We start from the raw sequence: 26,778 nt of genomic DNA on the forward strand, positions 1-26,778 counted from the left end.
GTATGGCCATGGATCTGAACGACTTCAATTTCGATGCCTATCTTGCGAATGACCGCACCCTGTCGGACCCCGAGGTGATTCCTGTCGAGGCGGGCGGGCGCATCCGGCTGCGGGTGGTCAATGCAGCGGCGGCAACGGCGTTCTGGATCGACACTGGCGCAGCCCCGGCGCGGCTGGTCGCGGTGGATGGTCACGCGATCGTGCCGCTGCCCGGTACCAGGTTTGGCATGGCCATGGCGCAGCGGCTGGATATCGAGATTGATCTGCCGGGGGCGGGCGCTTTCCCGGTGTTGGCCCTGCGCGAAGGCGCTCGCGAACAGACCGGCATCATTCTTGCCAGCAGTGGTGCCGAAGTGAAGCGGATCGCGGGCATGGCCGAGGCAGAGGCGCCCGCCTTTGATACCGACATGGCGCAAGAGCTGCGGCTGCAAGCGGCCAACCCGTTGGCCGCGCGTAAAGTGGATCGGACGCAGATGATCAAAAGGCGATGACTCCCGCCCGGATCAGGTCGAGGGTCACCAGAAACGCGCGCCGCGGCAAGCGTTCCGCGAAGGCCGCCGCCACGGGGGCCAGCGTCACATAGGCCACCATCTTGATCGCAAGTGCCGTTCCCAAGACTGCGCCCGCGTTGTCACCTGCGAGTTGCCAAGCGAGAAGGCCAAGCGCCACTGTGGCAAGCCCAGTCCCGATCAGCGCCACGAGTTGGGCTGCGAACAGGTGGCGAAAGGTCGGGTTGCGCAGGGTGTTCAGCATCCTATAGCAGCTTCGTCAGCGATTTGATCTCGGCCAGGTCATGTGCTCCACTGGCCGTGACGCAGTGGTCAATATGGTCATGTATCAGCGCCCGCTTTGCCTCCGCCACCGCGCGTTCGACGGCGTGGAGTTGCGTGGCCAGATCGACGCAGAGACGCCCTTCCTCGATCATGCAGATGACGCGGCGCAGGTGCCCCTCGGCACGCTTCAGCCGGGTGACGATGGCGGGGTGGCTTGCATGAAGATGTGAGTCTGACATATTGCGAAGATATCCCCCCAGGGGGGATGAGGCAAGTCAGGAGCAGAAACGCCGTGTTACAAAGCATCCTTAGTGCCGAGCCGACGATCCGTCTTGTAGTCTTTCTAGGTGTGCTTGCGGCTATGGCACTATGGGAAGTGGCGGCGCCTAGGCGGCGACGGGAGATTCCGCGTGTGATCCGGTGGGCCAACAATCTTGCGCTTGTTATTGTCGATACCGTCATCCTGCGACTAACATTTCCGATCCTTGCGGTAGGACTTGCCATCATGGCCGAAGCGCGTGGCTGGGGACTACTCAACAATATCGACGCTCCGCTTTGGTTCGCTGTGGTCGTGTCAATGCTTCTCCTCGATTTTGCGATCTATCTACAGCACATCATGTTCCATGCGGTCCCCGGGCTTTGGCGCCTGCACCGGATGCATCATGCGGACCTCGATTTTGACGCGACCACGGGCCTTCGGTTTCACCCAGCTGAAATTCTGATCTCGATGGGCATCAAGCTTGTCGTTGTCGCCGGCCTTGGCCCGCCTGCCATTGCTGTGTTGTTGTTCGAAGTGATCTTGAACGCGACTGCACTTTTCAATCATGCGAACATCGACTTACCACGTCGCGTCGACCGAGTGTTGCGTTGGATATTGGTCACGCCCGACATGCACCGCGTCCACCATTCCGTCGACCCGCGCGAAACGAATTCGAACTACGGCTTCAATCTGCCTTGGTGGGACCGGTTGCTTGGTACCTATATCGCGCAACCCGCCAAAGGCCATGAGGGGATGGAAATCGGGATAGAGCAGTTCCGCACGACCCGAGACCTTTGGCTGGACCGATTGCTTATTCAGCCAGTCATTGGTCCAGCGTCAGGACACGCATGTCGCGTTGTCATTAATTACGGGAGTCCTCGCGTTGAAAGGCTTTTTGCCGTTATTGTTGACTTAAATTGTGGGAGTCAGCCTCGTCCTGCCCTATCCGACCTGCCCTGTTCTTGGTTAGAATCCGTTGCGCCTTGCGATCGGCGATGCGGCGCACAGCTGCCAACAAGTGCGGTTCTTTGCTATAGGCCTTGAGCAGGGAGGCCTTGGCGTAGCCGTCTGCTTCGGCCATGATCCGGGCTGCTTTGAGGAGCGGCTTCTTCTGGACCGCGCAGATTGCCACGAGGCACGCGATCCGGATTTCCGGGTTGAAGTCCTGAACGGCCGCAAGGGGCTGGCCGCGAAATCTTGTGACCGCCACGGCAAAAGCGACACCGCGCATGGCGCGATGAATTTTGCGCGCAATATTGTCCTTTATTGCCCCTTCGAGCAGTCGGGCGCCGATGCGAGCGCGGCGAAGAATCTTCGTTGACGGTTTGACCATGTCCGGCCTTGGTATGGTCGGTACGAGCTGGGCGCCGCACATCAAACAATCGAAGACCCAAGCGCGCCGCCAATGTTTGAGAGCAAGACCGTGTACGGAACAGACGGGACACGTCTGGAAGGGGAATTGCGCGGTCAATGCGGCCTCTAGCGGCGTTGCCGGGGTTATTGTCAGCGACTGCACAAGTTCGAAATCGGTCCGCGCTACGGTGGCAATTCTGAGGGCCGCAGAATCCTCGATCCCGAAGTCAAGCACGTCAATATAGCGGCCGTCGATACCGACATGTGCCAAAAGGTCAACCAAATCACAGTGGTTGAAGTTTGCAAGCCTCGACAGCCAGCCTGACAGGAGTTCATCCGCGACAGGGATAACAACTTTTGGCAAAGGCCGTCGCGTCAAACCCCGGCCTGTTCAAGTCGCCGTTGCACAGGTGCGTAGCGCGACCAGAGGGGTGACCAATTCGCAACTGCATCATCGGTAATGCATTCCTCGCCGGAGCGGATCGCATCGATGGCAAGGTCCTTGACCAAGGAGAAAACCCGCGACGTGATCCCGCCCGTCAAAGCGAGAATTTGCCGGAGGGATTTGACCTTTAGATTGGACTTCTTCTCAAGCGGCATGGCGGCGATAAGGGTCTGAATCATATTCGAAAACTCGGAATCGTCGCGCCAATTTGGCAAGTGGTGTTCGTCGAGCCGTCGCGCGAGTTGCACATCACCGCGAATGGCATCTACCGCCTCACTGACCCCGAAGCAGACCAACGAAACCTCCAGTTCATTGCTGAGATATCGCAAGACATTGAGGAAGCGCCGCTGTTCGCGATGTGTGCCAGCAAGAAGGTTGTGGACTTCATCAATCATGATCATGCGCAGGCCAAGGTCGCGCAGCAGGGCAATGACACGAACTTCTAGGGAAGCGACATTCTGAGACCTGACAGCAATCGCTGTGGCCGGTGCACCAACCGCTGCAAGGATATGAAGATAAAACCGGCGCTCGTCCGGGGCCGGTGGCGCCTGCAAAAGCAAAAGCGGCGTATGGGTTACACCTGCCATGGGGTCATATTCTGGCGCATACCTGCGCGAAAGATTGCGTGCGATCATCGTCTTGCCGATGCCTGAAGCGCCATGGACCAAAAGGCCGGGCATCCTGGTTTGTCGCGGCGCCTCAATCAGGCTCTGCAGCCTGTCCAGAACTTGCTCAGCACGTGGAAATCCAATCCAGATGTCCGATTGGATCAGAGATATGCGATCATCTTGGCCAACCCCGTCCGCCATCACTTCACCACCTCTCGACCTTGTATAGTGGGCGCGATGTATCACCGGTGTCGACAGCGCGCAGCCCCTCTGACCGGCTTTCGGCCTGATCAACTGTCTTCAATACTTCACGGCGTTCGCGCGATCGCCTTTCGGTCTTGGTCAGCGCCTGACTCTCATCGGCGATCTTTCTTTGCAGGTGGATAAGCTCGGCAAGGATAGCCTCGTCGAAATCTTCCTTTCCTTGTGCCAGCCGATATTGACGCGCTTCGCGGTATTCCCACAGCGACATTGGCGGCATCTCAAGGTTGCGGTAGCGCGCCTCAACGCTGCGTCCGGCTTCAAGTTCTACCCAGACCGAGGAGAGGTCGCGGGGATCGTAGCGTACGACAACTGTGCTATCCTTACGGCCAATGTGCCCGACCAAGGTATCCGACCAGTAGCGGATCTTGAAAAGATGGATCCCATCGCGCCGGATTTGACGGCGTTCGCTAGGCAAAAAGCTGACGCGAAACGCGTCCATGTCGAACGGGATGTCACTGGCCATCTCGCCCGAGAGGGCTTCCCATTTTGACACTGGTGTACACCCGAGGCTCGAATGGATGCTGTTGTTGTATCGGCAGATTTCCAGCGCGAACCAAACGTCGAACTCCGCCAGAGTCATGGCGGCTTTGCCTTCTGAGTCATAGTTGCCCTTGGCTGCCACGGTCGATTGGGTCGTTCCGGGCAGCAGATGAACTGCCCCCATCATCGTGCCGATCAAGCGCTCAATATGGCCGCCAGAATGAGGGCTGCCCGGCGGACGGAAAGTAAGCTCAATCCCCCATTCAGCGCAGGCCGCTTGAAAGACGCCGGATCGAAAGTCGCTTCCATTGTCCACATGGATACGGTGGGGTTTGCCCTGCGCAGGCCACGGCGCCTTCGTCCCAAGTTCTGCCAATAGACCTGCCTTAGGCGCCACCGCCCTTGTGAGGCAGAGCGCAATTGAAAGGCGCGATGGCGCATCGAGGCTGACGTGATATCCTGTGATCATCCGCGTCGCGATGTCGATCGCCAGCGTTACCCAAGGCCTGCCGATTGCTTTGCGCTCGAAACTATCCACGAGGATGACATCGGCAGGTGTGTGGTCGATCTGCACGACCTGGAGCGGAAGTTCCGCACTATTGGCCCCCGTTACAGCAGCGAACTTTTGCCTCGCGGCTTTGGCCCCGGATCGCGCCCGCAGGACTTCGCGCGCATCCATCGCATCAAGCCGTCGCTGGATAGTTCGACGGGCGGGTGGCGACAGTCCTCCGACCTTACAAGCAATTCGAATTTCCGCGACCACGCGTGCCAAGCTTGCCCGTTCGCACTTCAAATAATACAGCCGAAGATGTTCTTCGATAAGTGTTTCGACCGTTGCATTTACCTGCGACATTCCTTTCGGTCGACCGCGCTGTCCGGGCGCAAGGGAACTCGCACGACCCTCGCCATCCAAAAATTTCCGAAGCAATCGCCAGACAGTGGTCGAACTAACACCCAACTCCCAAGCAGCATCTTTAACAGCAGCCGACTTCGAGCATTTTCCTTGCGTGACCGAGGCCTGCAAACTGCGCAAGACTGCGGCGCGGCGAGACCGTTCCGCGCTTTCGACCTGACCGAGGTCCGGCTCTGGGTCTGCGAGGGCCTTCACCAAGAAAACACACATCCACCTTATGCCAGAATTAACGACAAAACTCTCATGTTAAGGGTCAAGCTGGCACAATAAGGGTCAAAGGCCAAGGATTGATTTTGCTGGATTGTTGACTCTCACCGTTAATGTCAACGCGACACTGGCGCACATCTAGGAGCAGTGGCGCCTCAGTCTTGGCCGCTATCGCGGCCCCGGAATGGCCGAAGAGTTAAAAGAAGTTGGCGTCGACGTTTGCCACCGGAGAGTCGTGCAATTGAGGCACGACTTTGGGATCGTCGTTGAACGAACACGCAAATTGCTCGCGCATACCTTGCGTGAAATCGGCCGCATCGAGCGCACACTCTTCATCATCGAATGGCTACTTGATGCCGACATGCAGCGCCGGGCCCAGATTGGCCTAATCAAGGGCGAGGCCCATCACGCCGTGAAAAACGCTCTATGCATCGGACGTCAGAGTGAAATCCGTGGCCAGACCGTCAAAGGCCACCACTACCGAATGGCCGGGTTGAACCTGCTCGCCGCCATCATCATTTACTGGGTTTCATTTTTCAGCTCTCTGCTTCGTTTGGCAGGAGCCCGTTTGCCCCGGCCAGACCATACTGAAGCGAGAAGCACTGGCTGCCAGCGTGTGCCCAATCCTGTCAATTCGTTCGGGCTGACCGTGCTACCACGATCATCTCGACCCGCATCCCTTTGCGGGCAAGGGCAACACCGCCGGTCGCACGGGCGGGCGGGTTGTCGCGGTCAACCCAGGCATCCCACACTGCGTTCATGCCGACAAAATCGGCCATGTCGGCCAGCCAGACCTGAACCGAGGCAATGTCGGCCTTCGTGCCACCAAGTTGCGCAAGCACCGCGTCGATATTGGCGAGGACTTGCTGGGTCTGTACCGTGATATCGGCGGTCAGATCATCGGGGACTTGGCCCGCCAGAAAGACAATATCCCCGAGGGTGACCGCCTCACTCATGCGTGGGCCGGGGCTGAGGCGGGTCATGGTCATAACAGGTCCTTGGCTATCAGTCGTTGTCACTGGTTGCGGCCCCTGCGCCGCGCCGCGAAGCGTCGGAAGCGGGAACCGTCGTGCGCAGGGCGAGGGTGTTCAGTTTCTCAAGCGTCGCGGCTGAGAGTGGCGCAGTTGTTCGGCCCGTAGCTTCACACTGTGGTCCATCGGAAGCAGGCGAAAGGGTCAGCGTTGTCACCTCGACGCGCGACAGCGCTGTCATGCCGGTGGCGTCCATATCACCGCCGGTCGGGATCACCAACGAACCGCCGGGCCATGTCAGCGCCAGAGGCTTGGCGCAGACCTTCGCGGCACGGGCCAGAAAGGGCACCAGCAGAATGGGCTGGTGGGCAGCCACGATAGTGATGGGCGCAGACCACGGGCCGGCCGCCAGCGCCGCGTGATCATCGAGTGTCGCACCCAGCAGGATAGGCGACAGCGTCGCGTCTGCGGTCGCCGTCCAATGTCGGTCACGCACCAGAATGGCACCTGACGCCCAATGTTGCAGATGGTCCAGCAAGGCCCCGGCTCCATCTATGCCCGATGCGGCCAGCCAGCCAGCGGCGAAACCAGCTTCTTCGGCTAGTCCCCAAGACATCCCTGCCCCGCGTGCGGCCTTCAGACATAGCGTCTCGATTTCATTGCGCGACAGCAATGTGGGGGTTGCGGCATGCGGCAGATAGGAGGTGGCTGAAGATGTTGGATCATGGGCTTCGGCCATTGTCATGGCGCGGCCCTGGGATTGAAGTCTTCGGGGTAGGGCATGTCCTGAAACAAGCTGATGCGCACCCATTTGTCCGAACGCGGGTCAAAGCGGCTGGCACCAAAGAACGCCAGTTTGCAGCGCATCAGGTCAATCGGCAGCATATCGGCCGCGATCAGATTGTCGCGCACCTCGGCAAAGGGTCTGCGCGCCATGATCTGCACCCGGCGCAGCGCAAAGCGGTGTTCGGGGTGCTGCATCAGGAATGCGGCGACAGATCCGGCACCGTCCAGCCCGTCAATCCTGGTGTTCAAGGCTTGCACCAACCGTGCGATGCACAGCGGCTGTTCCAGATCGGCGCCGGGTTCCTCGTGGCGTTCCCCTAGCCGGGGCTCCAGCTTTTCTTCCGACACATACCAGAACCGCGCCGTATTTGCCGGATCAGTAAAGTCGATGGCCAAGGCCCAGCCGTAATCTTGCTGTAAGCTGCGGCGCAGGGCGGCAATGGTCATGGCGCCGTCAATCCGCTGGCTTTGAACCTCATCGGCGGACATGCATTCGCCAAGACCGTCGATCAGATCGCCATGCGGTTCCAGCAGCAGCGCCAGCAGCGCCTCTTGTCCTTCAAGGCTCAGCGTAGCCTCGCCCCACAGCCACAGGGTGTTCCAAGGGTGGGTACCAGCCTCGGGCCAGCCCTTCAGACGTGCCGCGATGCGGTCCAGATCGGCGTGCAGATCGGCTAGTTTGGCAATCTGGATCGGGTGGGAGGAATGCCAAAGTTCTGCATTCGCGGTGAAACTCTGGAGCGCCATATGCAGCGCCGTCACATCCCGCGCGGGGGCAAAAGGCTGCGCGCGCACACGCGCAAGGGCCTCTTCACGGGCCATCATCCAGTTGTTCAACAAAACCGGGTGGCGCACCAGAAACGGTGCCATGCCAAGCCCGGTTGAATTCCCCACGCCAAGCGCGCGTCGCGTTGCAGGGTCCAGCCGCGCCGCCCGCGCGCCACCTTTGACGGCAGCCAGATGTTCGACCAGATCGGCGCAAAAGGCGCGGATGTGCCAGACGGTCAGCATTTCAACCTGGAACGGCGCGCTGACCTCGTCGCGGTCGGCAATCACATCGCGGTCGGCGGCACCGAACTTGCCCGCACCGTAAACGGCCGTGGTGCGCATCAGGTAGCCGACCGAGGCAATCTCTGCCGGATCGGGCTGTTTGCCTTGTGACAACTGGTCGACCACATGTCCAAACAAGCGCACCGACCGATTGGCGCGCGAAAGCGCCAACTCGTGCGGCGTGATCCGTCCGGCCTCTTGCAGCGGCACATTGGCAGCCAGGCGGTCCAGATCGGCCTCGGACGGGTCGCCGTCAAACATCGCAAAGGTGGCGTCCCAGGCGGTGGCGATCACGCGGTCAGATCGCATGTCGTCGGGCAAATCATGAGCAAAGGCCACGAGGCTGTAAGTGCGCACCGGGCCAATCGCGCGGTAGACAGCACGCCCCACGCCCTTGGCGTCGATCTGCCAGACCGGGCGGTCAAAGCGCCAGTTTTCCGCCTGCATCCGCCGCAGCATCTGACGCAAGAATGACAGGCGGGTCGGATGCGCCGATCCCATCCGCGCCAAACGCATCACCTGATCGGGCGTCCGGCGAAAGGCGGCGACATCGGACGCTGCCCCACATTCTACAGCTGAACCCGTCATTGCGCTGCCCTTTGCGATTGCAGAACTTCGGTTTGGCCCGTGAAACTGGCATCAAAGAACCGCAGCCAGTTGCCGCCCATAACAGCAGTCACATCCTCGGCGCTGAAGCCCACGCGCCGCAACCCCTCTGATATATTGCCAAAATCGCGATTGTCACGAAACCAGTCTGGCATCGCGGGGAAACCTGCGGCATCAGCACTGCCTTCACCGAAATCGACAGATTTCGTCCAACGCCCGCTGCGCATCCATTCGACGACGGAATCTGGCTGATCCTGACACAGATCGCTGCCAATGCCGATGTGTGTGACGCCCATCACATCAGCAGTCCGCGCGACGGCGCTGCAGAAATCATCCAGCGCACAGGCGCTGCCACCGTGCAGGTGGTGCGGATACAGCGAAAACCCCAGCATCCCGCCACTTTCCGCCAAAGCCTGCAACACGCGCGGCGATTTGTTGCGCCGCGCCGGGTGCCAGGTTGCGGGATTGGCGTGGGTGATCGCAATCGGTCGGGTGGAGTGGGCAATGGCGTCAAGGGTCGATCGTTCGGCAGAATGGCTCATGTCCACCACCAGGCCGACGCGGTTCATCTCGGCCACAACTTCGCGTCCCATGCGGGTCAGGCCGGTATCGGTCGCCTCATAGCACCCGGTCGCCAGCAAGGATTGGTTGTTGTAGGTCAGTTGCATGAACCGCAGGCCAAGACGGTGCAGCACCTCAACCAGCCCGATGTCATCCTCGATGCAACTGGGGTTTTGCGCGCCCAAGAATATCGCGGTGCGCCCAGTGTCGCGGGCGGTTTGCACATCAGCGGCAGTGAACCCTTGGAAGATCAGATCGGGGAATTGTTCAAACCAGCGGTTCCAGCGGCTGATGTTCAACACGGTTTCGCGAAACGTCTCGTGATAAGTGATGGTCACATGCACCGCATCGACACCGCCTGCGCGCAACTGGCGAAAGATGCGTTCAGACCAGTTGGCGTATTGCAGCCCGTCGATCAGAAATGTCACTCTGGCACCCCCACGGCGGTGTAAGCAGTTTTCACGGTTGTATAGAATTCTGCCGCATAGCGCCCCTGCTCGCGCGGTCCATGAGAAGAGGCGCCGCGTCCGCCGAACGGCACGTGATAATCGGTGCCCGCGGTTGGCAGGTTCACCATCACGCAGCCAGCCTTGGCATTGGCGCGGAAATGGTTGGCGCGTGCGAGGGAGCGGGTCATGATGCCAGCAGTCAAACCAAAGGGCGTGTCATTGGCCAGCGCCAGCGCTTCGGCATAGCTGCCAGCGATCTGGATGCAGGTGATCGGGCCGAACATCTCTTCGCGGTTGATCGCCATGTCATTGCGGGTGTTGGCGAAAATCGCCGGGGCCATGAAGTATCCGTCGGTCGCCCGGTCCAGCCGCGTCCCGCCGCACAGCAGCTCGGCACCCTCGGCGCGTCCGGTTTCGATATAGCGCAGGTTAGAGGTTAACTGGCTTTCGCTGACAACCGGGCCAATCTGGGTCCCATCCTCCAAGGCGTGCCCGACCTTCAGCGCCTTTGTTGCTGCCGTCAGTTTTGCGGTAAAGGCGTCCATGATTTTTTCATGCACGATCAGCCTGGACGCCGCCGTGCATTTCTGCCCGGTGCCGCCAAAGGCCGCGTTGCAGGCATGGGTCGCCGCCAGATCCAGATCGGCGTCATCCATGATCAGCATCGGGTTCTTTGACCCCATCTCCATCTGCAATTTCGGCATATGGCCGATAGACGCGGTGGCAATCTGGCGACCCACCGGAACCGAGCCGGTAAAGCTGATCGCATCGACGGCATCCGCCGCGACCAAGCGGTTGCCGACTGCGGCCCCCGGTCCCATCACCAGATTGAACGTCCCGGGCGGCATGTCGGCACGCGCGATGATCTCGGCCAAAGCCACGGCCGAGGCGGGCGTCAGGTTGGCAGGCTTCCAGACCACGGCATTGCCATAGGCGAGCGCGGGGGCGATCTTCCACGCCGGAGTCGCGATGGGAAAGTTCCACGGCGAGATGACAGCCACAACCCCAACGGGTTCGCGGCGCACTTCGATATCAATGCCAGGCCTTGTCGATTGCGCCTGATCACCTTGCAGGCGCAGGGCCTCGGCAGCAAACCATGTGAAGAACTGCCCGGCGCGGTACACCTCGCCCTTGCCCTCGGCGGCGGGCTTGCCCTCTTCGCGCGCCAAAAGTGAGCCTATTTCGTCCGCGCGCGCCATCAATTCCGTGCCGATCGACATCAGCACGTCGTGGCGCTTCTGGATGCCTGCAGCCCACCAAAGAGGCTGTGCCGTCCTGGCAGCCTCCAGTGCCAGATCCAACTGCCCCGCATCGGCCTGGGCATAGCGCCCGATCAGATCAGAGGTATCCGACGGATTGCGGCTTTCCACGGTGGCCTCGCCCGCCAGCCAGTCGCCTGCAATGTAGTTTCTAGTTTCTGACATAGTCCATGTTCCGCTTCTTGATTTACCGCTGCGCCAGCGCAGAGAATACCGATTTCATCGTCAACCCACCCGCGATGCTGCCATCGGCGCGCGTCACGTTGATCGCACCTTCCGCTAAGGCCAGCGCACTATAGGCAGCTTCCAGCGGCGCGTCGGCGCTGACGCTGCCCACACCCGCCACCGCCGGATCGGCCAGTGACCCACAGTTAACAATCCGCGCGCGGTTCACGTCGCGTACGAACCGTTCCACATAGTCATCGGCGGGGTTCAGCAGAATCTCTGGCCCAGTACCGATCTGGCGCAATTCGCCGTCTTTCAGGATGGCGATATGATCGCCCAGCAACAGGGCCTCGTCCAGATCATGGGTGATAAAGACGATGGTCTTGTGCAGGCGGGCCTGAATTTCCTTAAGCTGCATCTGCATGTCGTGCCGGATCAGCGGATCCAGCGCCGAAAACGCCTCGTCCATCAGCAGAATATCTGCATCGGTGGCAAGTGCGCGGGCAAGGCCGACCCGCTGCTGCATGCCGCCCGACAACTGACCGGGATAGCGGGACTCGAACCCCGCCAGCCCAACCAGCGTAATCTGTTCTTCCGCGCGGCGGCTGGCCTCGGGTTTTGCCACACCATCTACAAGCAAGCCGTACATCACGTTTTCCAGCACAGTCTTGTGCGGCAAAAGTGCAAAGCGCTGAAACACCATCGAGATTTTGCGGCGGCGGAATTGGCGCAGATCGGCGGCGTTCAGCGCCAGGATATCTTGCCCATCCACCAGAATGCGGCCATCCGTCGGCTCGATCAGGCGGTTGAAATGCCGGATCAGGGTAGATTTGCCTGATCCAGACAGACCCATGATCACAAACGTCTCGCCGCGCCGGATGGACAGGCTGATGTTGTTCAGCCCCAGAATATGCCCGGTTTGGGCCAGAAGGTCGGCCTTGCCCATCCCTGCGCGCACCTTGGCGAGCGCGGCCTTGGGGTCTTTGCCAAAGATTTTGCAGACGCCGTCAACCTTGATCTTGATATCGTCGCTCATAATCATTCCCCCAGTTTCAGGGATTTCTGCATGCGTTTTCCGAAGGACTGCATAATCCGGTCAAAAATGATCGCGAGGAACACGATGCCAAGTCCCGCCAGCAGACCCCGGCTGACCTCCAGCCGCTGGATGCCTTGCAGCACCTGATAGCCCAATCCCCCCGCGCCAATCATCGAGGCGATCACCACCATCGATAGCGCCATCATCGTGGTCTGGTTGATGCCCGCCATGATGGTCGGCAAGGCGAGCGGGATTTGCACTGAGAACAGCACCTGCATCGGTGCGGCGCCAAAAGATTCCACCGCTTCGACGGTTTCGGCATCAACCTGACGGATGCCAAGGTTGGTCAGGCGGATCACCGGCGGCACTGCGAAAACGATTGTGGCCAGCAGGGCCGGAATTTTGCCAGGACCGAACAGCATCACGAAAGGGATCAGATAAACGAAGATCGGCAGCGTCTGCATAATGTCCAGAACCGGCAAGGTCACCGATTGCATTGTTTTGGACCGCGACATCGCAATGCCGATCGGCAGGCCAATCAGAATGGCCAAGAGCGTGGAGATCAGCATTAACGCGATGGTCGCCATAGCCGCCTCCCACACGCCGAGAACGCCAAGACCAAAGGTAAGCACCGCCACCAGCACCACGGTTTTCCAGCTGCGTGAGGACATCCAAGCCAGCCCCGCCAACGCCACCAGGATCACCCACCACGGCAGAGCCAGCAGCCCTTTTTCCAGACCGTTCAGCAGCTTGAGCACCGGAAGGAAAATCGCTTCCAGGGTACGGCCATAGGTGCCGACAATCTGGTTGAACGCATCGTCAATGACCCGGCTGATGGATTTCAGGTCAAACAGGTCGGGAAAGTTTTGGTCCATGGCTGGCCTTTGAAGTGAAGGGTCAAGGGGCGGGCGGCGTCGAGGCCGCCCGCATTCAGCAGAGGATCAAAGTGAGGCGCGGACTTTGGCGGCCACCTCGGCGGGGACCCAAGTGGTCCAGATCGGCTCGTAGTTCTTGAGGAAATAGACCGCGACATCTTCGGGGGTGGCTTTGTTGTCGTCGCCCCAGGCCAGAACTTCGCTGATCTTGTCGTTGGGAACCTGCATCTTGGACAGGAACGTCGCCACATCGGGGGCCGTCGTCTTGATATCGGGGGTCACTGCCACCGCGATCTGGCCTTTGGCCCAGCCGGTCACCTGTGGATCGGCGCAATTGGAATCAACAAGACAGGCGTATTTCACAGGGTCAGATTCGGGCATCCCCAGACGCACCATGTGATATTTGCCGATCACATCCGACGGCCCCCAGTAATAGCCGACGAAAGCCTCATGCTGGCTGACCGCACGGGCGATCGCGGCTTTGAGGTTTTCGCCCGAGCCTGACGAGAACAGATCGAACGTCTCAGCGAGACCCAATGCCTTGAACAGATTGGCCCCGGTGATCTCGCTGCTCCAACCCGGAGGGCTGGCATAAAGACGGCCCTTGTCTGGGGTGTCTGCGGTGGCAAAAATCTTCCAGTTGGCCTTCAGGTCTTCGATGGTTTTCAGCTCTGGATGTTCGGTCAGAACATAATCGGGAACCCACCAGCCTTCTTCGCCGCCGCTGGCAAAAATATCCCCCGCTTTGTAAAATGCGCCTTTGGTCTGCGCTTCGTCCCAGATCGTCTGGACGGATGACACCCACAGTTCGGGCGCGATGTTCGGCTGACCACGGTTCAGCATCGACGTCGCGGTCGGCACGGTATCACCCGGCACCAGTTGTGCATCGCAGCCATATCCGGCCTGCAAGACATGTTGGGCGATATGAGCCAGCGAGGCGGCCGACAGCCAGGTCATTTCGGCAATCGTCACGGTTTCAGCAGTGCCGCAATCGGCCGCCTGTGCTGTCGTGGTACCCCCAAAGGCAAAGGTAGCCAATGCGGCCACCCCAAAGATCTTGTGCAGTCCGTTCATCGAAAACCTCCGGTTGGAAAACTGGCCCATGTCGGGCCTTATCCCAGCAAAATGTGCGCCTAAATGAATTCAGTCAAACGAGTTATTTTTGATTTGAGTTCAGAAGTATTGAAGTTACGCGATAAGCTTCGCCATCAACGCGTCATCAACCGAAACGCCCTGATCAGCGGTCATTGCCCGAGCGGCCCTACGGCGCGATCCGGGCAGTCGAGTGCCGTCTTGTGCCAGGACGGCAGCGATCAGTTCCGCGATCCTTTCGCTGAAACCGTCGGCATAGGCAACGGGATCAAAGGCTATAAAACACTGGCCGGTGCCGGGTGGTCCCCCCGCAGGCCCGGAGAAGGGGCTGGCCGTGCGGCTGGAATTGGCCCCGGCCATGGCCGAGGCAAGCACCTCGACCATCAGCCCGATTCCAAAGCCCTTGTAACCGCCGGATGGCATCATCGATCCTTTCAGCGCATCCTCGGCAGATGTCGTAGGCTGCCCCTGCGCATCCAACGCCCAGCCTTCGGGCAACGCCTCGCCCCGCCGGGCGCGCATCATGACCTCGGACTTCGCAACCACACTGGCCGATTGGTCAATCGACAGCGCAACACCGCCCTGCCCATCTGGCACCGCCAAGGAAAAGGGGTTGGTGCCTATCACCGGAACAGACCCACCGATTGGCGCAATCGACGCGGGCGCATGTGTCATGCACAGCCCGATCAACCCCGCCTCGGCCAGCCGTTCGGCATGATGGCCCAGCACCCCGCAGTTATAGGATCGAGAGATGGTCATGGTCGCCACCCCCTCGCTTTGCGCCGCCAATGTCAGTGCCTGCCAACCTGCATCAATGGCGGGATGGGCAAACCCGTTGGCCGCATCAACCACAACAGCAGCCCGGCGCGGCTGCGTCACCAGCGGAACCGCAGCCCCCAGAACCTTGCCGCAGCGCAGGTGTTCCATGTAGATCGGTAGATACATCAGCCCGTGGCTGCGAATGCCGTCCCGCTCCGCCGCCCGAATCGACCGCGCCACCGACTGGGCTGCAAGGTCCGATGCCCCTGCCGCGACCAGACGGCGAAAAGACAGGTCCTCGACTTCGGCAAGGCTGAGCTGTTGCGGCATGGGTGCTGTCTCCTTATGTCACCCCGCAGACTGAACCCTGTTGCCACCTGTCAGGCAAATGACTAATTCTGATATCTGGTTCAATTTTTCTGAAATGGATATCGATGATCCGCCTTGATGCATTGCGCGCGCTGGTGGCCGTGGCCGAACACGGCAATATCAAAGATGCAGCCGAGCAATTACACCGCACGACATCCGCCCTGTCGATGACCCTGAAACAGATCGAGGATCGTCTGGGCGGCCCCTTGTTTGAGGCCGACCGCAAACAGACGCTTACCGAGCTTGGCCTGTTGGTGCGCGACACGGGGGGTATCCTGCTGCGGGACTATGACCGCGCGATGGAGGCAATTGCCGCCCATGCCGGGGCATTTTCCGGGCGGCTTCGGCTGGCCTCTGTGCCATCGGTTGCGGTGACGTTGCTGCCGCAAGCTCTGAGAGAGTTTCTGCAAACGCGGCCCGATGTCGATGTGGAATTGGTGGATACCGACAGCACGGATGTCTGGCACATGGTAGAAAGTGGGCAGGTCGATATGGGTTTTGCCAGCGCCCCCAGCGAAAGCCTGCACCTGCGCTTTGATGCGCTGTTCCGCGAGCCATTCCGGCTGATCTGCCATTCGGCCTCTGTCATGGCGACCAAACCGGAACCGATTGAATGGCGTGATCTGGAAGATACCAACCTGATCATGAACGAGGCGCTGCGTGCCGTGCCCCAGCAAAACTTCAAGCACTTGACCGAGCGGTCACATCTGTCCGTGCGCAACGTCAGTTCGCTTGTAGCGATGGTCGTGGCGGATATGGGCGTCACTTTGCTCCCCAATCTTGCGACGCTCAACCTGCCAGCAGACGTCGCCTGCCGCGCGCTCGCCGATGCAAGCTGCTGCAGAACCGTTGGCATCATCCAGCGGCCGGACAAAGTAGTCAGCCCTTTGGCAAAAGCCTTTCAAGCCACCTTCGCTCTTTCTGTCCGCAAACAGGGCAAAGTGGCGATGCTTGATGTGACCTGACCGCTTTACCCTGCAGGCGTCCCGACCCTTGGCGTTGGCGCTCCAACGCGCCGGGCGTCACGCGCCATGATCGTGATCACCAGCCCTGAAAGAACAAGTGCTGCACCGAACAGGAACGATGGCGTCAAAGTCTCATCGAAGAACACTACACCGTTGAACATCCCGACCAAGGGCATGAGCAAGGCAAAAGGGGCGACCTGATCCATTCGGTTTCGTTCGAGCAGGCCATACCATATCAGATAGGCCACCACAAAAGAGCCGACACCAAGGAATACTACTCCAAACCACTCATAGGCTGACCCGGTCATCAACCGGCCAAGATGATCATCCTCGACCAGCAGCGACGCGGCTAAAAGCTGTGGCACAGCCAGCAACGACATTGCGCCGATCAACTGACGGATGGAGTCGCGAGATCGGAGGCGGATCAGCGCTTGCCCCAGTCCCCAGCTTGCTGTCCCCGCTAAAATGCAGATTAGCCCCAGATAGGCTTCACCCGGTTTAGGCATGCCCACAACCACAGCAATGCCCAGGATCGCCAGCGCCACCCCAGCCATGCGCAGCGGGTTCAGCCGCTCCAGTCCCAAAAGCCACGCAGCCAGAATGGCGGATGGCACCTGCGCCTGCACCACAAGATTGGCCAGCGAGGTATCGACCAAAGATACCCCGTAAAAGATCAGCGCACTTTGCAGGCCAAAGCCAAAGACCGAAATGATGATCAGCCACCGCAGCGGTGTCTTGATGCCGCTGCTGGGTCGAAACAGGATCACACCGGCTATCGCATACATCATTGCAGTGGTGAAAAGCGGCTGAAAATGCTGCAATCCGCCCTTTCGAAGGGAGTAGCCCGTGGCCCAAAGGATCGGTGGCAGCAAGGCAAGAAACAGGTCACGTCTTCGCATTTTCGAATGTCATTCCCGTTGGGGTTCGACCCTCGATATCGCAGATTTACTAGTCAGCCTGATCGAATAGCGACAGGCAGAAGATCGCAGGTCGTATATTTCGCGATGCTATTCATCTCCGATAATCTTTAGAGATCATGAAGGATGCTCGCGGTTTCCGGCAGCCGTGTCAGGCTTGCCTAAATCCGGTCTCGCCAGCGTGGCCCCCGCGCAAGTGCGGCCCGATAGGCGTCACGCAGGTCATCGGGCCTGTCTTGGGAGAAGACGTTGATCAAGAACGCTGCTTGACCACGATCCTTGCGCGGCTTGCCTTTTTCAGACCCACCGCGGCGGCGATCCGCAACGATCAACCTGTGTATCGCGAACTTCTCGGGGCGCGGTATTTGGACCTGTACCCCTGACCGATACAAGGGCTAGCGCCGGGATCGGCTCGGCAATAAGGAAATTCAGGTAGTTGAGCCCACGCGCGCTGACGCCGAGCGCGGGCAGAGGTTTGACCGTTTTTTCACCAAAGGCTGGCGTCAGAAATTCGACCACTTACCGCCACAAACAGAAATCGCCCCGCGTGACCATCATGTTCTGTCCGCTCCCGAGCAGTGCTAGCATGGAGAATTTTGCGGTGAATTGCAAATGCCCAGCGGAACGATGACGGGTAAACAATCGCTGTGGCCTTTCAGAGGCAACAGGCTATGCTGGGTGCGCTGTCGATTTGAGGCAGTGCTGAAAAGGATGAAGATCATGGCCAAAGGCATGACCAAACGACGACGTGACGACAAAAAACCCAAGAAGGAAGTAGTGAAAGTGATCGCAGCTGCGCCAAGCCTGAAGAACGCAGTGGCGGTAAGCACCCCTAAAACCAAGACCAAGTAAGACCACAGGTCGGCGGCCCCTCCGGGCCGACCTGATATGGTTCAACGTCGACCGGAGATGCTGCCGACCATGCCCGATCAGGTTGGTGCAAAGGCTAACAACGAGCAACGTTGGTTGCTCGAACTTATGATTTCCGCAGAAAATCTGTGAACTTTTTTGTGTACTTAGTTGGGGTTTTGCCAACTTCATTGGCACATAGAATTTGGGATCCATCCAACTATGTGGTTTTCGGCGCAGATACGGAATTATGCTTAAACGTTTTAAGGGCAGGCAACTCAACTGCGTTCGCGGTTCGACTCTAGTCCGCTTTCGGCGCGAAGGCATCGAGACATCCGGCGCAGAGTTGAACCAACATTCGTGATTTTGTCGACGTTTCAGCTCTAGTGAGCAAAGCACGGGGTTTCAATCATTCAACAAACGATAATTCAAGGTAGAGCACTCTTTATGACTTATGCACCCGCGAGGGAAATGGAAACCATCCCCATTTTTGCCTAATCCAATGAATGTGAAGGGCTGTCCTTCGAACGTATCAGGTCGGATCATGTGACGCTCGACTGAGATATTGTCAGATTTCAAGCTCTGCTAAACCAACAGACTCTGTATCAGCATGGACAGGTCTGCAGCAGCGAGTCGCTCGCAGGCTGCGCTTGAAACCACTAAAGCAAACTGATTTAACCTAAACTTGGCGAGTAAACAGCTTTCCCTAGCAAGCCAGGTTGGTCGGCGCAAATCAAACAATCAGAGATCAGACGCGAAGATGACTGGCATGACAACCGCGAAGGCGCCCCGTCCCAGAACCTATGTTTCCTTGCTCGTGGTCCTAGGCCTGACCCATCTTCTGAACGACATGATGCAATCCCTGATCCCCGCTTCTTACCCCGTGCTGAAACAGTCATACGCGCTGGACTTCGTGCAGATCGGTCTTATCACAATGACCTTCCAGATCGCCGGAGCCTTGCTGCAACCGGTGATTGGTATGGTGACGGACCGGCACCCTGCGCCGTATTCCCCTGTCGTAGGCATGATGTTCACGCTTTCCGGGTTAGTTAGCCTCGGCTTTGCGACCAACTATCCAATGATCCTTGTCTCGGTTGCCCTAATCGGCATCGGCTCGTCGATCTTCCACCCTGAAGCGACGCGGATGGCGCGCTATGCGGCGGGTCGCAGGCAAGGATTTGCACAAGGAATATTTCAGGTCGGCGGACAAGCCGGAGGATCGCTTGGACCCGTTTTCGCTGCACTGATCATTGTCCCTTGGGGGCAGCCAAGCCTGGCTTGGTTCGCCGTCGCAGCCTTACTGGCCATGGCGCTGCTGATCTGGATCGGCAGCAAGCAGCGTCTAATCAGCGCTGAATTCGTAGCGGCGCGCGAGGGGCACCGCAAGGCTACCGCCGGGGTTCCAGGTCATGCCCCTCGAACCATCGGCATTGGCCTTGTCGTCCTGACGTTGCTTATGTTCACCAAGAATGCCTATGGCGAAAGTTTCCGGTCCTTCTACACCTTCTATCTGATCGAGCGGTTCGGTCTTTCCATTTCCGCGTCGCAGCTGATGTTGTTCATCTTTCTCTTGGCCGCAGCAATCGGTGTGCTGATCGGCGGTATTGTCGGCGACAGGATCGGGCGCTACCGGATCATCTGGATTTCTGTCCTGGGCCCGCTGCCATTGACGCTTATTCTTCCTTATGCGGACCTCTTCTGGACAGGCGTGCTGACGGTCATGATCAACCTGGTGATGGCAAGCGCCTTCGCTTCGATCCTGATCTATGCGATGGAATTGCTACCCAACAGGATCGGCCTGATTGGAGGCCTGTTCTACGGCCTCAACTTCGGGCTTGGTGGCATTGCGGCAGCACTTCTTGGCCTGCTGGCTGACAGCTTCGGCGTGGAAACGGTGTATCGGATTTGCTCTTTCCTGCCTCTTGCGGGGTTGCTTGCCTGGTTCCTGCCGCGACTCGACGAGGAACGACAGCAATGAATGGCCGCGGCCTACACACTCCTGTCTGCGATCTTCTGGGCTGCAACCTGCCAATCCTGCTTGCGGGCATGGGCGGCGTGGCTCGGTCCGAACTAGTGGCGGCGGTTGCGCAGGCGGGGGGCTACGGCATCCTTGGCATGGTGCGGGAAACACCTGCGTTCATCGCACAGGAAATTGACACAGTGCGGGCCCGCACTGACCGACCCTTCGCGGTGAACCTGATCCCTGCCGCCACCGATCCTGGCCTGCTGGACGCCGAACTTGGCACCTGCCTTGACCGCGCCGTGCCCGCGATGTGCTTTTTCTGGGACGTGGTGCCGTCGGCCGTGAAGCGGGCCAAGGCTGCGGGCTGTCTGGTGCTGCATCAGGTTGGATCGCTGACCGCAGCGCTGGCCGCCGAGGCGGCAGGCGCGGATGTGCTGATCGTGCAGGGGGTCGAAGCGGGGGGCCATGTACATGGTAAGGCATCAGCCCTGGTCCTTGTTGAACAGGTGGTGCGCCATACCGGACTGCCGGTGATCGCATCGGGCGGATTTGCCACCGGGGCCAGCCTGATTGCGGCGCTGGCGCTCGGGGCCCAAGGTATCCACTGCGGCACCGCCTTTCTGGCTACGGTCGAATCCTTTGCCCATGACGATCACAAGGCCCGCGTCTTAGCAGCCATGGCCGAAGATACCGTTCATACCGACATCTATGCGCTGAACTGGCCACCCAACACGCCGGTCCGGGTGATCCGCAATTCGGTGATTGACGGCCTTGGTCCCAACCTGATGGGAAATCGACCCGATCTCTTGCCGCGCGAGGTGATTGCCGATGAAGAGGGTCGTCCGCTACTCAAATACAGCACCGACTCCCCGTTGCGCACGACAACTGGAGATCTTGAGGCAATGGCGATCTATGCCGGGCAAAGCGCCGCGCTGATCAACACGCTGCCAACGGCGGCCGGGCGGATTGACGCGATCATGGGCGAGGCGCAGATAGCGCTTGCCCGCCTTGCGACCCTGACAGCCGGAGGGCGCGCATGACCGCAGATGAAGACGAACCGAAGGGCTACGCCTCGCCCCCGTGCCTCGCGCCTGAGATTGACCCGACATATTTCGACCCTCTCGCCGTTAACTCCACGCAGGCCCTCGATGTCGCGCGCTGGCGAAAGGCCGCGCGCGCGCGGCTGCTGGCCGATCGTGCCGCACTTTCGGTCTCTGTGCGTCAGGACGCCGTCGAACGGATTGCCCCGCATCTGGAGGCAGTGATTGCTGCCCGGTTTGGGCAAATGCGAGGGCTGACGGTATCGGCTTGGTGGCCGATCAAGGCCGAGCTGAACCTGCGGCACTGGCTGACCGATCTTGTCGCACGGGGTGTGACCGTAGCGCTGCCGGTCGTGCTGATCCCCGGCACGCCGCTGGTGTTCCGGCCCTGGACGCCAGATTGCAAGATGGTGCAGGGGTTCTGGAAGATCCCGGTTCCGGCCGATGGTCCAGAGGTGGTGCCCGACGTAGCCCTTGCTCCGGTCGTAGGCTGGGATGCGGCGGGCTTCCGGCTGGGCTACGGTGGCGGCTATTTCGACCGCACGCTTGCCGCCCTTGACCCCCCCGCCTTTGCCATAGGTGTGGGACTGTATGCAGCGCAGGTTCCCACGATTTTTCCCCAGCCGCATGACATCGTCATGGACATGATCGTGACCGAAACCGGCCCGCAGGTCGGCCCGAAAGGGGCCATCAGCCCCCGCTGACCAGCCGCCAGAAGAACACCGCGCTCATGGTGAACCCGACGGTTGCGATTACGCCCTGGACCACGATTTTCGGCAAAGCCCGTGCCAGTGGGGCCCCGGCATAGCCCCCCACCGTGGCCGCGATCATCATCACCACGGCCTGCGGCCAGGCAACCAGACCCGCCGCAGCAAAGACCGCCACCGAAATCGCCGACAACAGAAAGCTGAGGCCCGATTTCAGGGCGTTCATGCCGTTAAGATCGGTCATCCCCCACAGCGCGAACAGCGCCAGCAGCACGATCCCCAACCCGCCGTTGAAATAGCCGCCGTAAACCGCAACCAAGAACAGACCCAACGCCCCCTCAGGAGCCATTGTGCGGGACTTTCCAGCTGCCCATCGGCGGAGCCTGTCGCCGAATAGAAAGGCGAAGGTGGCGCCCAACAGCAAGAACGGGACCACTACCGCAAAAGCCTCATTCGACGATACCAGCAGCAGACCAGATCCAACCAGTCCACCGGTCAAGGTGATCGCTGCGAGGCGGTAAAGCCGCTTGCGATCAAAAGCCTGCAATTCCGCGCGAAAACCCATCACGCCACCAAAGTAGCCCGGAAAGACCGCGACAGTGCTGGTCGCATTTGCCATCACCGGAGGAAGGCCGATGAACACCAGTGCGGGGAACGTCAGAAAGGTGCCCCCGCCCGCAACTGTATTCAGAATACCAGCCCCAAAGGCAGCAGCAGTCAATATCAACGTTTCCATTGTGTTCTTCTTTCTCCAATTTCGCCGCTCAGTTTGCAACCTGTCCGCCTTGTCAGGCCGCAGGCTCGACATCAACGACCACAATGGACAGGATTGCGCCGCCTTCGCACAAAAGCGGCGCGCGTTGTCCGATCCGCATGCCAATTAGCGTCGCACCCAAAAGCGAAGGCACCGCAATAACGCGTTGGAGCTGATCACCATGCTTTTCTTTATGAACAAGCAATCCGCTCTGGACCGAACCCCCGTTAACCGAATAGGAAACGCGACACCCACTCGTGACAATGTCTTGCTCAACTGGCGTTGTAATCGTTTCGATGTTCGCAATCTTGTTGTGCAGAACATAAGCCAGCAACGTCCAAAATGGTGCCTTTTCTCGCTCGCAGGCCTCCAGATGGCGTTGAAGCTGCTCATGGTCGGTATCCGGTAGCACAGACCGAGATCGGCGCCGAAGCACACTCTTGAGCGCAGGGAAGACTTCGGTTCGAGTATGAAGCTTGATAGCCATTATGTCTCTCCTGACGGCGCGCCGTCTCATGCGTTTTAAAAAATGCAATGAGGCCCCGAGAGGTTCAACAGGCGCACAAGCGCCTAGACCGCTCGGGGAACAGGGCGGTGCAGCAATAGAAACCGGAAATGGTTTTCGTAGCTTACCATGCAGGGAAGCTAGGAACACAGGGCGGACAAGTCAATTGGCGCCCGGCACGCGAAGGTGCGACGCGTCAGACTTGTGACACAAAGCTGATGCTCTCGGCGCTTTCGTGCCGATTGCGGCCAGCCGCGTGTCATGGCCGGGTTGCAAGCGAGTACATGCTGGGCCATCTTAAGCGCATGACGATGTTCAGCTTCCATATGAGAGCCCTGCGTTTCGTAGGTATCCTTCTGAACCGCCGGTAGCCCCGGGCGGGTCAGGCTATAATGCCTGACTGCGCCACGGGGTTTTTCAGACCAAACATTTCTCAATGCGCCCAAACAGATAGCAGCATTCGTACTGCGCCGAATCGCAGAAATGCGACGTGCAGCGTCTTGAGATGTCTGGATTCATCGGTTTCAAGATAGGAAAAAAACATGTCTATCAGTATCAAACACCAGATGCCTAGCGCGACCGTAGTGCGCAGTGCCGGGATGAAAAAAGGCGCCGGCTTTCGGCTGTGGTGGCAGAGCGTTATCAGAAGTTGGCAACGGCGAAAGATGATCGCCGTACTTTCCGCGCTGGATGATCGTATCCTTCAGGATATCGGGATGCACCGGGGTGAGATTGAGCGCGTCGTTGACGGGTTCGATGACCGTGAACTGCGGATGACCCCTGTCGCACCGGAGTCGAAGCCCATTGATCTTGTCTATGCAGAGTTCAGACGGGCGGCGTGACCGACCTGTCTTGCTGCTGGCTTGGCGCCATTCGGAAAGATTGGCGCGAAGCAACCGGGCAATTACATTTTTGCGATTAGATGGAGACGTCACATGCTGCGCAGCACCGATTTGGAAAATCTGTTCCCACATTTTTTCGGCCCGGCCCAGACCGAGATCGCGCGATGGGAGGATGACGGAGGCAGTCGCATTGGCGGCGGCTCTTTCCGGTCTACTTCGCATTTCAACCTGATCGATATCGGACGGGCCTCTTGCACTTGCGCAGATGCAGACGGGATCTATATGGCTCTGACTGTCGCAGTGGTCTGTACTGCGGCCTCGGACTCGGAGATGCTTGCGCCATTCGGGGACGGCTCAAAATAGCTTCAGCCCGAAACGCATATTGGCGCTTGATTTGCGTTGATCGCTTCTAAGATGCGATCAACTCGCTTTGTTTTGCTCAACCGCTTTGAGTGGCCTTCGGCAGAGCAGCTACCACAGACATGGTCATTGGCTCTGATGGCTTCTGTATACAGGCTTTAGGAATTTTCATCGTGTCGATCATGTTTCGGATTTTTCTGCAAAAATTGCCGCTTTCCCGGGGTGGTATAGGCTTACGAATGCCGCGCTACCGCTCCGGGTCCTCCATCTCAATCCAACCCTTTAGAACAGATGACAATTTCGTCTGAGGAGGAATTATGAACATTTCCGAACCCCGAACGCCCATCTTTGAAACATCGGATCAGAGAAAGCACGGATATGCCGCCCTATGCCACTTCAGGGTTTGCGCATCATAGGGGCCGTTGAAATCCTGCCCTCTGGAGCTCTTGCCGGGGCCGGCATGGTCACGACCGACGATGAAATGGGTGACGCCATGGTTTGCTCGGATCAGACCGTGCCAGACTGCCTCTCGCGGACCGGCCATGCGCATCGCAACGTTCAGAAGGCTCATCGTGGTGGTCGACTCAGGGTATTTGTCCAGCACCGCCTCATAGCATCGCACGCGGGTAAAGTGGTCGACGTCACGGGGTTTGGTCATGCCCACAACTGGGTAAATCAACAGGTTTGCTTGCGTCTCCTTGGCCGCCCGGAAGGTCAGTTCCTAATGCGCGCGGTGCAGGGGATTGCGGGTCTGGAAGGGCACGACCTTTTCCCAGCCGAGTTTCTTGAAATAGGCGCGCAATTCGTTTGGCGCGTCGCGTCGCGACCTGAAGTCGTAGTGGACGGGCGCCTGAATGCCCTGAACCTGCCACCCAGATAGACCGCGCCTGCCACGCTGTGCAGGTAGTTGACTGAGGGATGGGCGAGGTCGTCGGCGCCGAAGGCCTTGGCCGCCTCGCGGACCTTTTCGGGTATCCATTTGTCCGACACAGTCAACCGCCACAGATCGCTAAATAAGCTGATACTTCACGCTTCGCGCCAGCCAACAGCCCAGTATCACTCCACTTATGTCCTTATTGCCATCCCGCTGGATTGTCAGAGTCCAATCACCAGGCGCAGGCGCATCCATCGAACGGCGCGTAGCAACGGTCCACACATCGGGGCCAGCGGGTGCCATGCGCTCCATCCGTCCTCTGCCCAACATGCCGCTAAACTGCGCGTAAACGCCGCCACCACGCGCCACAATCTCCATTGAGGCATCCAATTCGGCCGAGTGGTATTTACCGGCAATCTCTGCGGCGTTGGCGCAGTCCAACAAAGCCAGAGGCACAAGCATGGCGTAGCTGTTGTCCTTTACTCGCGTGAGGGTCACACCGTCTTTTCCGCGTGACAGCACCACACCGGGTGCTCTCAAGGTGTCGTCCGCTGCCAAAGTTAGCCGTTCAGCGCCCCCGGCATGATAAAGATCGGCATAATCGCGGCCGCTTTGCAGACGGGTCAAAAGCCCGTTTGGGCCGATCCACTGTCCATCCCAACCATCCGGCAACGCGGTGGCCTCTGGAATCTTATGTCCCATGGCGGCCCGCACTAAAGATTCCGCCGCACCATGCGCGTCTGCTTCGTGATTGAACATCACCACCACCGACAATCGCGCCGCCCGCGCATTCGTGCGGTGAGCACGAAAGCCCCGCAGCGCCCCGCCATGTCCGACGCAGTCCAATCCGGCGATCCTATCATGCGCGAGTCCATAACCATAAGAAGCTGGTTTGCCATCAGAAAACTGGGGTGGTTCTGACGCGCGCCGGTAAAGGCTGGCGGCGTCATCGCGTGTCGCATCAATCCATGCTTCATAGGCCAGCATATCCGACAGCGAGGATGAAATGCCCGCATCGCCGACCCAATAAATCGCATTCTCGGCCGGAAAAAACCCGGTCGCATCGCTGCCCTCATAGCCGACCACACCGTCTTCTGGGATACTGGTATCGGCCGTCAGCACGGTGGTCTTCATGTGCGCCGGACCCCAAACATGCAACTTGTAAAGCTGCTCAAGCTCTTGGCCTGTTTGCGCTTCAATGATCTCTGACACGATACGAAAGTTACAATTACAGTAGGAATACTGCGTGCCTGGCGGAAAATGCCCCGTCTTCATCCGCGCGATCAATGGCAAGGCATCTTCGCGGCGAAACGGCTGTTCGGCAAAGGCGCCTTGCAAGACCGTGAGCGCCCAGTAATCGCGCAGACCTGATTGATTGTCGCAAAGTTGTTGCACCGTCGGCAGTTGCCCCATGAATTGCGGCAAAAACGCCGCTACCTGACTGTCGAAATCTGACGGCTTTTCCAGCGCGGCCAACAGCACCTGACAGGTGAACTGCTTTGTGATTGAGCAAATCGGCAACCTTGTGTCCGCGGTCATAGGTTGCGCAGTATCGACATTGGCATAGCCCCAGGCACGGGTGGCAATCACCTTGCCATCCAGCATAACGCCAGCCACGCCCCCAGGTCCAGGATACCGCTTAGGCAACGCATCAAGGGTCGCAGTTACCGCATCGAGGTCGATCTTTGTCATGTCGGATTACCTATTTGGAAATTGAAAATG

24 protein-coding genes and 6 pseudogenes are annotated in these 26,778 nt (G+C 59.2%); 10 read left to right on the top strand and 20 right to left on the bottom strand.

From position 1 onward, the window contains the following. Nucleotides 1–491 (top strand): annotated as a pseudogene (locus AKV04_RS17735) (copper oxidase); the annotation flags it as partial. Here the strand turns inward: AKV04_RS17735 and AKV04_RS17740 are convergent. Further along, nucleotides 490–753 (bottom strand): annotated as a pseudogene (locus tag AKV04_RS17740) (MFS transporter); the annotation flags it as partial. The pseudogenes AKV04_RS17735 and AKV04_RS17740 overlap by 2 nt on opposite strands. 1 nt (nt 754) lies before the next feature. Continuing rightward, nucleotides 755–1,012 (bottom strand): metal-sensing transcriptional repressor, encoded by a 258-nt coding sequence (locus AKV04_RS17745; protein ID WP_054007759.1) that lies wholly within the window; start codon nt 1,010–1,012, stop codon nt 755–757. Between the two features lie 26 nt (nt 1,013–1,038). On the opposite strand from AKV04_RS17745, the gene AKV04_RS27915 reads away from it, so the two are divergent. Further along, nucleotides 1,039–2,076, top strand: coding sequence for a sterol desaturase family protein (locus AKV04_RS27915; RefSeq protein ID WP_407638466.1), 1,038 nt, complete (start codon nt 1,039–1,041; stop codon nt 2,074–2,076). A gap of 349 nt (nt 2,077–2,425) precedes the next feature. On the opposite strand, the pseudogene AKV04_RS27920 reads toward AKV04_RS27915, so the two are convergent. The 3 genes and pseudogenes from AKV04_RS27920 to AKV04_RS17765 all read right to left on the bottom strand — a co-directional run. Further along, nucleotides 2,426–2,764 (bottom strand): annotated as a pseudogene (locus AKV04_RS27920) (TniQ family protein); the annotation flags it as partial. Continuing rightward, entirely contained in the window at nt 2,761–3,639 is an 879-nt protein-coding gene (locus AKV04_RS17760; protein WP_054007761.1) for a TniB family NTP-binding protein, read from the bottom strand. The pseudogene AKV04_RS27920 and the gene AKV04_RS17760, both read right to left, overlap by 4 nt. Before the next feature lie 4 nt (nt 3,640–3,643). Continuing rightward, complete coding sequence (locus AKV04_RS17765) at nt 3,644–5,035, bottom strand: Mu transposase C-terminal domain-containing protein (protein ID WP_235815695.1); 1,392 nt, start codon at nt 5,033–5,035, stop codon at nt 3,644–3,646. Between the two features lie 553 nt (nt 5,036–5,588). Between AKV04_RS17765 and AKV04_RS26280 the strand changes: the two are divergent. Further along, a pseudogene (locus AKV04_RS26280) lies at nt 5,589–5,828 on the top strand (Tn3 family transposase); the annotation flags it as partial. Between the two features lie 103 nt (nt 5,829–5,931). Here AKV04_RS26280 and AKV04_RS17770 read toward each other — a convergent pair. The 9 genes from AKV04_RS17770 to AKV04_RS17810 form a co-directional block, all read right to left on the bottom strand. After that, entirely contained in the window at nt 5,932–6,291 is a 360-nt protein-coding gene (locus tag AKV04_RS17770; protein ID WP_054007762.1) for a RidA family protein, read from the bottom strand. Nucleotides 6,292–6,307: 16 nt separating this feature from the next. After that, nucleotides 6,308–7,018 carry a DUF3726 domain-containing protein gene (locus AKV04_RS17775; protein ID WP_162232901.1) on the bottom strand — a complete coding sequence of 237 codons (711 nt, stop codon included), beginning with the start codon at nt 7,016–7,018 and terminating at the stop codon, nt 6,308–6,310. After that, nucleotides 7,015–8,697 (bottom strand): hypothetical protein, encoded by a 1,683-nt coding sequence (locus AKV04_RS17780; RefSeq protein WP_054007764.1) that lies wholly within the window; start codon nt 8,695–8,697, stop codon nt 7,015–7,017. The genes AKV04_RS17775 and AKV04_RS17780 overlap by 4 nt, the downstream gene beginning before the upstream one ends. Further along, nucleotides 8,694–9,704, bottom strand: coding sequence for a membrane dipeptidase (locus tag AKV04_RS17785; RefSeq protein WP_054007765.1), 1,011 nt, complete (start codon nt 9,702–9,704; stop codon nt 8,694–8,696). The genes AKV04_RS17780 and AKV04_RS17785 overlap by 4 nt, the downstream gene beginning before the upstream one ends. Next, nucleotides 9,701–11,149, bottom strand: a complete 1,449-nt coding sequence (locus AKV04_RS17790; protein WP_054007766.1) for an aldehyde dehydrogenase family protein — start codon at nt 11,147–11,149, stop codon at nt 9,701–9,703. Before AKV04_RS17790 ends, AKV04_RS17785 begins: the two co-directional genes overlap by 4 nt. Before the next feature lie 22 nt (nt 11,150–11,171). Next, nucleotides 11,172–12,185, bottom strand: a complete 1,014-nt coding sequence (locus AKV04_RS17795) for a quaternary amine ABC transporter ATP-binding protein (protein ID WP_082351728.1) — start codon at nt 12,183–12,185, stop codon at nt 11,172–11,174. A gap of 2 nt (nt 12,186–12,187) precedes the next feature. Continuing rightward, nucleotides 12,188–13,060 (bottom strand): ABC transporter permease, encoded by an 873-nt coding sequence (locus AKV04_RS17800; protein WP_054007768.1) that lies wholly within the window; start codon nt 13,058–13,060, stop codon nt 12,188–12,190. 66 nt (nt 13,061–13,126) lie between these two features. Continuing rightward, nucleotides 13,127–14,134: a glycine betaine ABC transporter substrate-binding protein gene (locus AKV04_RS17805; protein ID WP_162232902.1), complete on the bottom strand. Its 1,008-nt coding sequence runs from the start codon at nt 14,132–14,134 to the stop codon at nt 13,127–13,129. A 114-nt stretch (nt 14,135–14,248) separates the two neighbouring features. Next, nucleotides 14,249–15,241 (bottom strand): Ldh family oxidoreductase, encoded by a 993-nt coding sequence (locus tag AKV04_RS17810; protein WP_054007770.1) that lies wholly within the window; start codon nt 15,239–15,241, stop codon nt 14,249–14,251. 104 nt (nt 15,242–15,345) lie between these two features. Here AKV04_RS17810 and AKV04_RS17815 point away from each other — a divergent pair, with 104 nt between their 5' ends. Further along, nucleotides 15,346–16,245, top strand: coding sequence for a LysR family transcriptional regulator (locus tag AKV04_RS17815; RefSeq protein ID WP_054007771.1), 900 nt, complete (start codon nt 15,346–15,348; stop codon nt 16,243–16,245). A gap of 5 nt (nt 16,246–16,250) precedes the next feature. On the opposite strand, the gene AKV04_RS17820 is transcribed toward AKV04_RS17815, so the two are convergent. Continuing rightward, on the bottom strand, nt 16,251–17,144 hold the full coding sequence (locus tag AKV04_RS17820; protein ID WP_082351722.1) for a DMT family transporter: 894 nt from the start codon (nt 17,142–17,144) through the stop codon (nt 16,251–16,253). 179 nt (nt 17,145–17,323) lie between these two features. Then, nucleotides 17,324–17,681: pseudogene (locus tag AKV04_RS17825) on the bottom strand (GSU2403 family nucleotidyltransferase fold protein); the annotation flags it as partial. 201 nt (nt 17,682–17,882) lie between these two features. On the opposite strand from AKV04_RS17825, the gene AKV04_RS27600 reads away from it, so the two are divergent. The 4 genes from AKV04_RS27600 (at nt 17,883) to AKV04_RS17840 (ending at nt 21,718) form a co-directional block, all read left to right on the top strand. Beyond that, on the top strand, nt 17,883–18,014 hold the full coding sequence (locus AKV04_RS27600) for a hypothetical protein (protein ID WP_268871806.1): 132 nt from the start codon (nt 17,883–17,885) through the stop codon (nt 18,012–18,014). A gap of 766 nt (nt 18,015–18,780) precedes the next feature. Next, entirely contained in the window at nt 18,781–19,989 is a 1,209-nt protein-coding gene (locus tag AKV04_RS17830) for an MFS transporter (RefSeq protein ID WP_054007824.1), read from the top strand. Next, a complete protein-coding gene (locus tag AKV04_RS17835; protein WP_054007773.1) occupies nt 19,986–21,014 on the top strand; it encodes an NAD(P)H-dependent flavin oxidoreductase in 1,029 nt (342 codons plus the stop codon). The genes AKV04_RS17830 and AKV04_RS17835 overlap by 4 nt, the downstream gene beginning before the upstream one ends. Further along, nucleotides 21,011–21,718: a 5-formyltetrahydrofolate cyclo-ligase gene (locus tag AKV04_RS17840; protein ID WP_054007774.1), complete on the top strand. Its 708-nt coding sequence runs from the start codon at nt 21,011–21,013 to the stop codon at nt 21,716–21,718. Before AKV04_RS17835 ends, AKV04_RS17840 begins: the two co-directional genes overlap by 4 nt. Here the strand turns inward: AKV04_RS17840 and AKV04_RS17845 are convergent. Together AKV04_RS17845 and AKV04_RS17850 are read right to left on the bottom strand one after the other, a co-directional pair. After that, nucleotides 21,705–22,457 carry a sulfite exporter TauE/SafE family protein gene (locus tag AKV04_RS17845; RefSeq protein ID WP_054007775.1) on the bottom strand — a complete coding sequence of 251 codons (753 nt, stop codon included), beginning with the start codon at nt 22,455–22,457 and terminating at the stop codon, nt 21,705–21,707. The genes AKV04_RS17840 and AKV04_RS17845 overlap by 14 nt on opposite strands. A 52-nt stretch (nt 22,458–22,509) precedes the next feature. Further along, a complete protein-coding gene (locus tag AKV04_RS17850) occupies nt 22,510–22,962 on the bottom strand; it encodes a hypothetical protein (RefSeq protein ID WP_156317638.1) in 453 nt (150 codons plus the stop codon). A gap of 560 nt (nt 22,963–23,522) precedes the next feature. On the opposite strand from AKV04_RS17850, the gene AKV04_RS17855 reads away from it, so the two are divergent. Together AKV04_RS17855 and AKV04_RS17860 are read left to right on the top strand one after the other, a co-directional pair. Then, nucleotides 23,523–23,822, top strand: a complete 300-nt coding sequence (locus tag AKV04_RS17855) for a DUF1127 domain-containing protein (RefSeq protein WP_054007777.1) — start codon at nt 23,523–23,525, stop codon at nt 23,820–23,822. Between the two features lie 93 nt (nt 23,823–23,915). Then, nucleotides 23,916–24,185 (top strand): hypothetical protein, encoded by a 270-nt coding sequence (locus AKV04_RS17860; protein ID WP_054007778.1) that lies wholly within the window; start codon nt 23,916–23,918, stop codon nt 24,183–24,185. A 394-nt stretch (nt 24,186–24,579) separates the two neighbouring features. Here the strand turns inward: AKV04_RS17860 and AKV04_RS25705 are convergent. Beyond that, nucleotides 24,580–25,178, bottom strand: a pseudogene (locus AKV04_RS25705) (adenylyltransferase); the annotation flags it as partial. A 13-nt stretch (nt 25,179–25,191) separates the two neighbouring features. Further along, a complete protein-coding gene (locus AKV04_RS17870; protein WP_054007780.1) occupies nt 25,192–26,748 on the bottom strand; it encodes a D-aminopeptidase in 1,557 nt (518 codons plus the stop codon). Nucleotides 26,749–26,778 lie beyond the last annotated feature (30 nt).

The sequence above is a fragment of the Cypionkella psychrotolerans genome, from assembly GCF_001294535.1.
Taxonomy (GTDB): domain Bacteria; phylum Pseudomonadota; class Alphaproteobacteria; order Rhodobacterales; family Rhodobacteraceae; genus Cypionkella; species Cypionkella psychrotolerans.

What these genes read in the sequence shown, in the direction of transcription:
- AKV04_RS17745 (WP_054007759.1), bottom strand. Translation starts at nt 1,012, where the DNA reads ATGTCAGACTCACATCTTCATGCAAGCCACCCCGCCATCGTCACCCGG.
- AKV04_RS27915 (WP_407638466.1), top strand. Translation starts at nt 1,039, where the DNA reads ATGAGGCAAGTCAGGAGCAGAAACGCCGTGTTACAAAGCATCCTTAGT.
- AKV04_RS17760 (WP_054007761.1), bottom strand. Translation starts at nt 3,639, where the DNA reads ATGGCGGACGGGGTTGGCCAAGATGATCGCATATCTCTGATCCAATCG.
- AKV04_RS17765 (WP_235815695.1), bottom strand. Translation starts at nt 5,035, where the DNA reads ATGTCGCAGGTAAATGCAACGGTCGAAACACTTATCGAAGAACATCTT.
- AKV04_RS17770 (WP_054007762.1), bottom strand. Translation starts at nt 6,291, where the DNA reads ATGACCATGACCCGCCTCAGCCCCGGCCCACGCATGAGTGAGGCGGTC.
- AKV04_RS17775 (WP_162232901.1), bottom strand. Translation starts at nt 7,018, where the DNA reads ATGACAATGGCCGAAGCCCATGATCCAACATCTTCAGCCACCTCCTAT.
- AKV04_RS17780 (WP_054007764.1), bottom strand. Translation starts at nt 8,697, where the DNA reads ATGACGGGTTCAGCTGTAGAATGTGGGGCAGCGTCCGATGTCGCCGCC.
- AKV04_RS17790 (WP_054007766.1), bottom strand. Translation starts at nt 11,149, where the DNA reads ATGTCAGAAACTAGAAACTACATTGCAGGCGACTGGCTGGCGGGCGAG.
- AKV04_RS17795 (WP_082351728.1), bottom strand. Translation starts at nt 12,185, where the DNA reads ATGAGCGACGATATCAAGATCAAGGTTGACGGCGTCTGCAAAATCTTT.
- AKV04_RS17800 (WP_054007768.1), bottom strand. Translation starts at nt 13,060, where the DNA reads ATGGACCAAAACTTTCCCGACCTGTTTGACCTGAAATCCATCAGCCGG.
- AKV04_RS17805 (WP_162232902.1), bottom strand. Translation starts at nt 14,134, where the DNA reads ATGAACGGACTGCACAAGATCTTTGGGGTGGCCGCATTGGCTACCTTT.
- AKV04_RS17810 (WP_054007770.1), bottom strand. Translation starts at nt 15,241, where the DNA reads ATGCCGCAACAGCTCAGCCTTGCCGAAGTCGAGGACCTGTCTTTTCGC.
- AKV04_RS17815 (WP_054007771.1), top strand. Translation starts at nt 15,346, where the DNA reads ATGATCCGCCTTGATGCATTGCGCGCGCTGGTGGCCGTGGCCGAACAC.
- AKV04_RS17820 (WP_082351722.1), bottom strand. Translation starts at nt 17,144, where the DNA reads ATGCGAAGACGTGACCTGTTTCTTGCCTTGCTGCCACCGATCCTTTGG.
- AKV04_RS27600 (WP_268871806.1), top strand. Translation starts at nt 17,883, where the DNA reads ATGGCCAAAGGCATGACCAAACGACGACGTGACGACAAAAAACCCAAG.
- AKV04_RS17830 (WP_054007824.1), top strand. Translation starts at nt 18,781, where the DNA reads ATGACAACCGCGAAGGCGCCCCGTCCCAGAACCTATGTTTCCTTGCTC.
- AKV04_RS17835 (WP_054007773.1), top strand. Translation starts at nt 19,986, where the DNA reads ATGAATGGCCGCGGCCTACACACTCCTGTCTGCGATCTTCTGGGCTGC.
- AKV04_RS17840 (WP_054007774.1), top strand. Translation starts at nt 21,011, where the DNA reads ATGACCGCAGATGAAGACGAACCGAAGGGCTACGCCTCGCCCCCGTGC.
- AKV04_RS17845 (WP_054007775.1), bottom strand. Translation starts at nt 22,457, where the DNA reads ATGGAAACGTTGATATTGACTGCTGCTGCCTTTGGGGCTGGTATTCTG.
- AKV04_RS17850 (WP_156317638.1), bottom strand. Translation starts at nt 22,962, where the DNA reads ATGGCTATCAAGCTTCATACTCGAACCGAAGTCTTCCCTGCGCTCAAG.
- AKV04_RS17855 (WP_054007777.1), top strand. Translation starts at nt 23,523, where the DNA reads ATGTCTATCAGTATCAAACACCAGATGCCTAGCGCGACCGTAGTGCGC.
- AKV04_RS17860 (WP_054007778.1), top strand. Translation starts at nt 23,916, where the DNA reads ATGCTGCGCAGCACCGATTTGGAAAATCTGTTCCCACATTTTTTCGGC.
- AKV04_RS17870 (WP_054007780.1), bottom strand. Translation starts at nt 26,748, where the DNA reads ATGACAAAGATCGACCTCGATGCGGTAACTGCGACCCTTGATGCGTTG.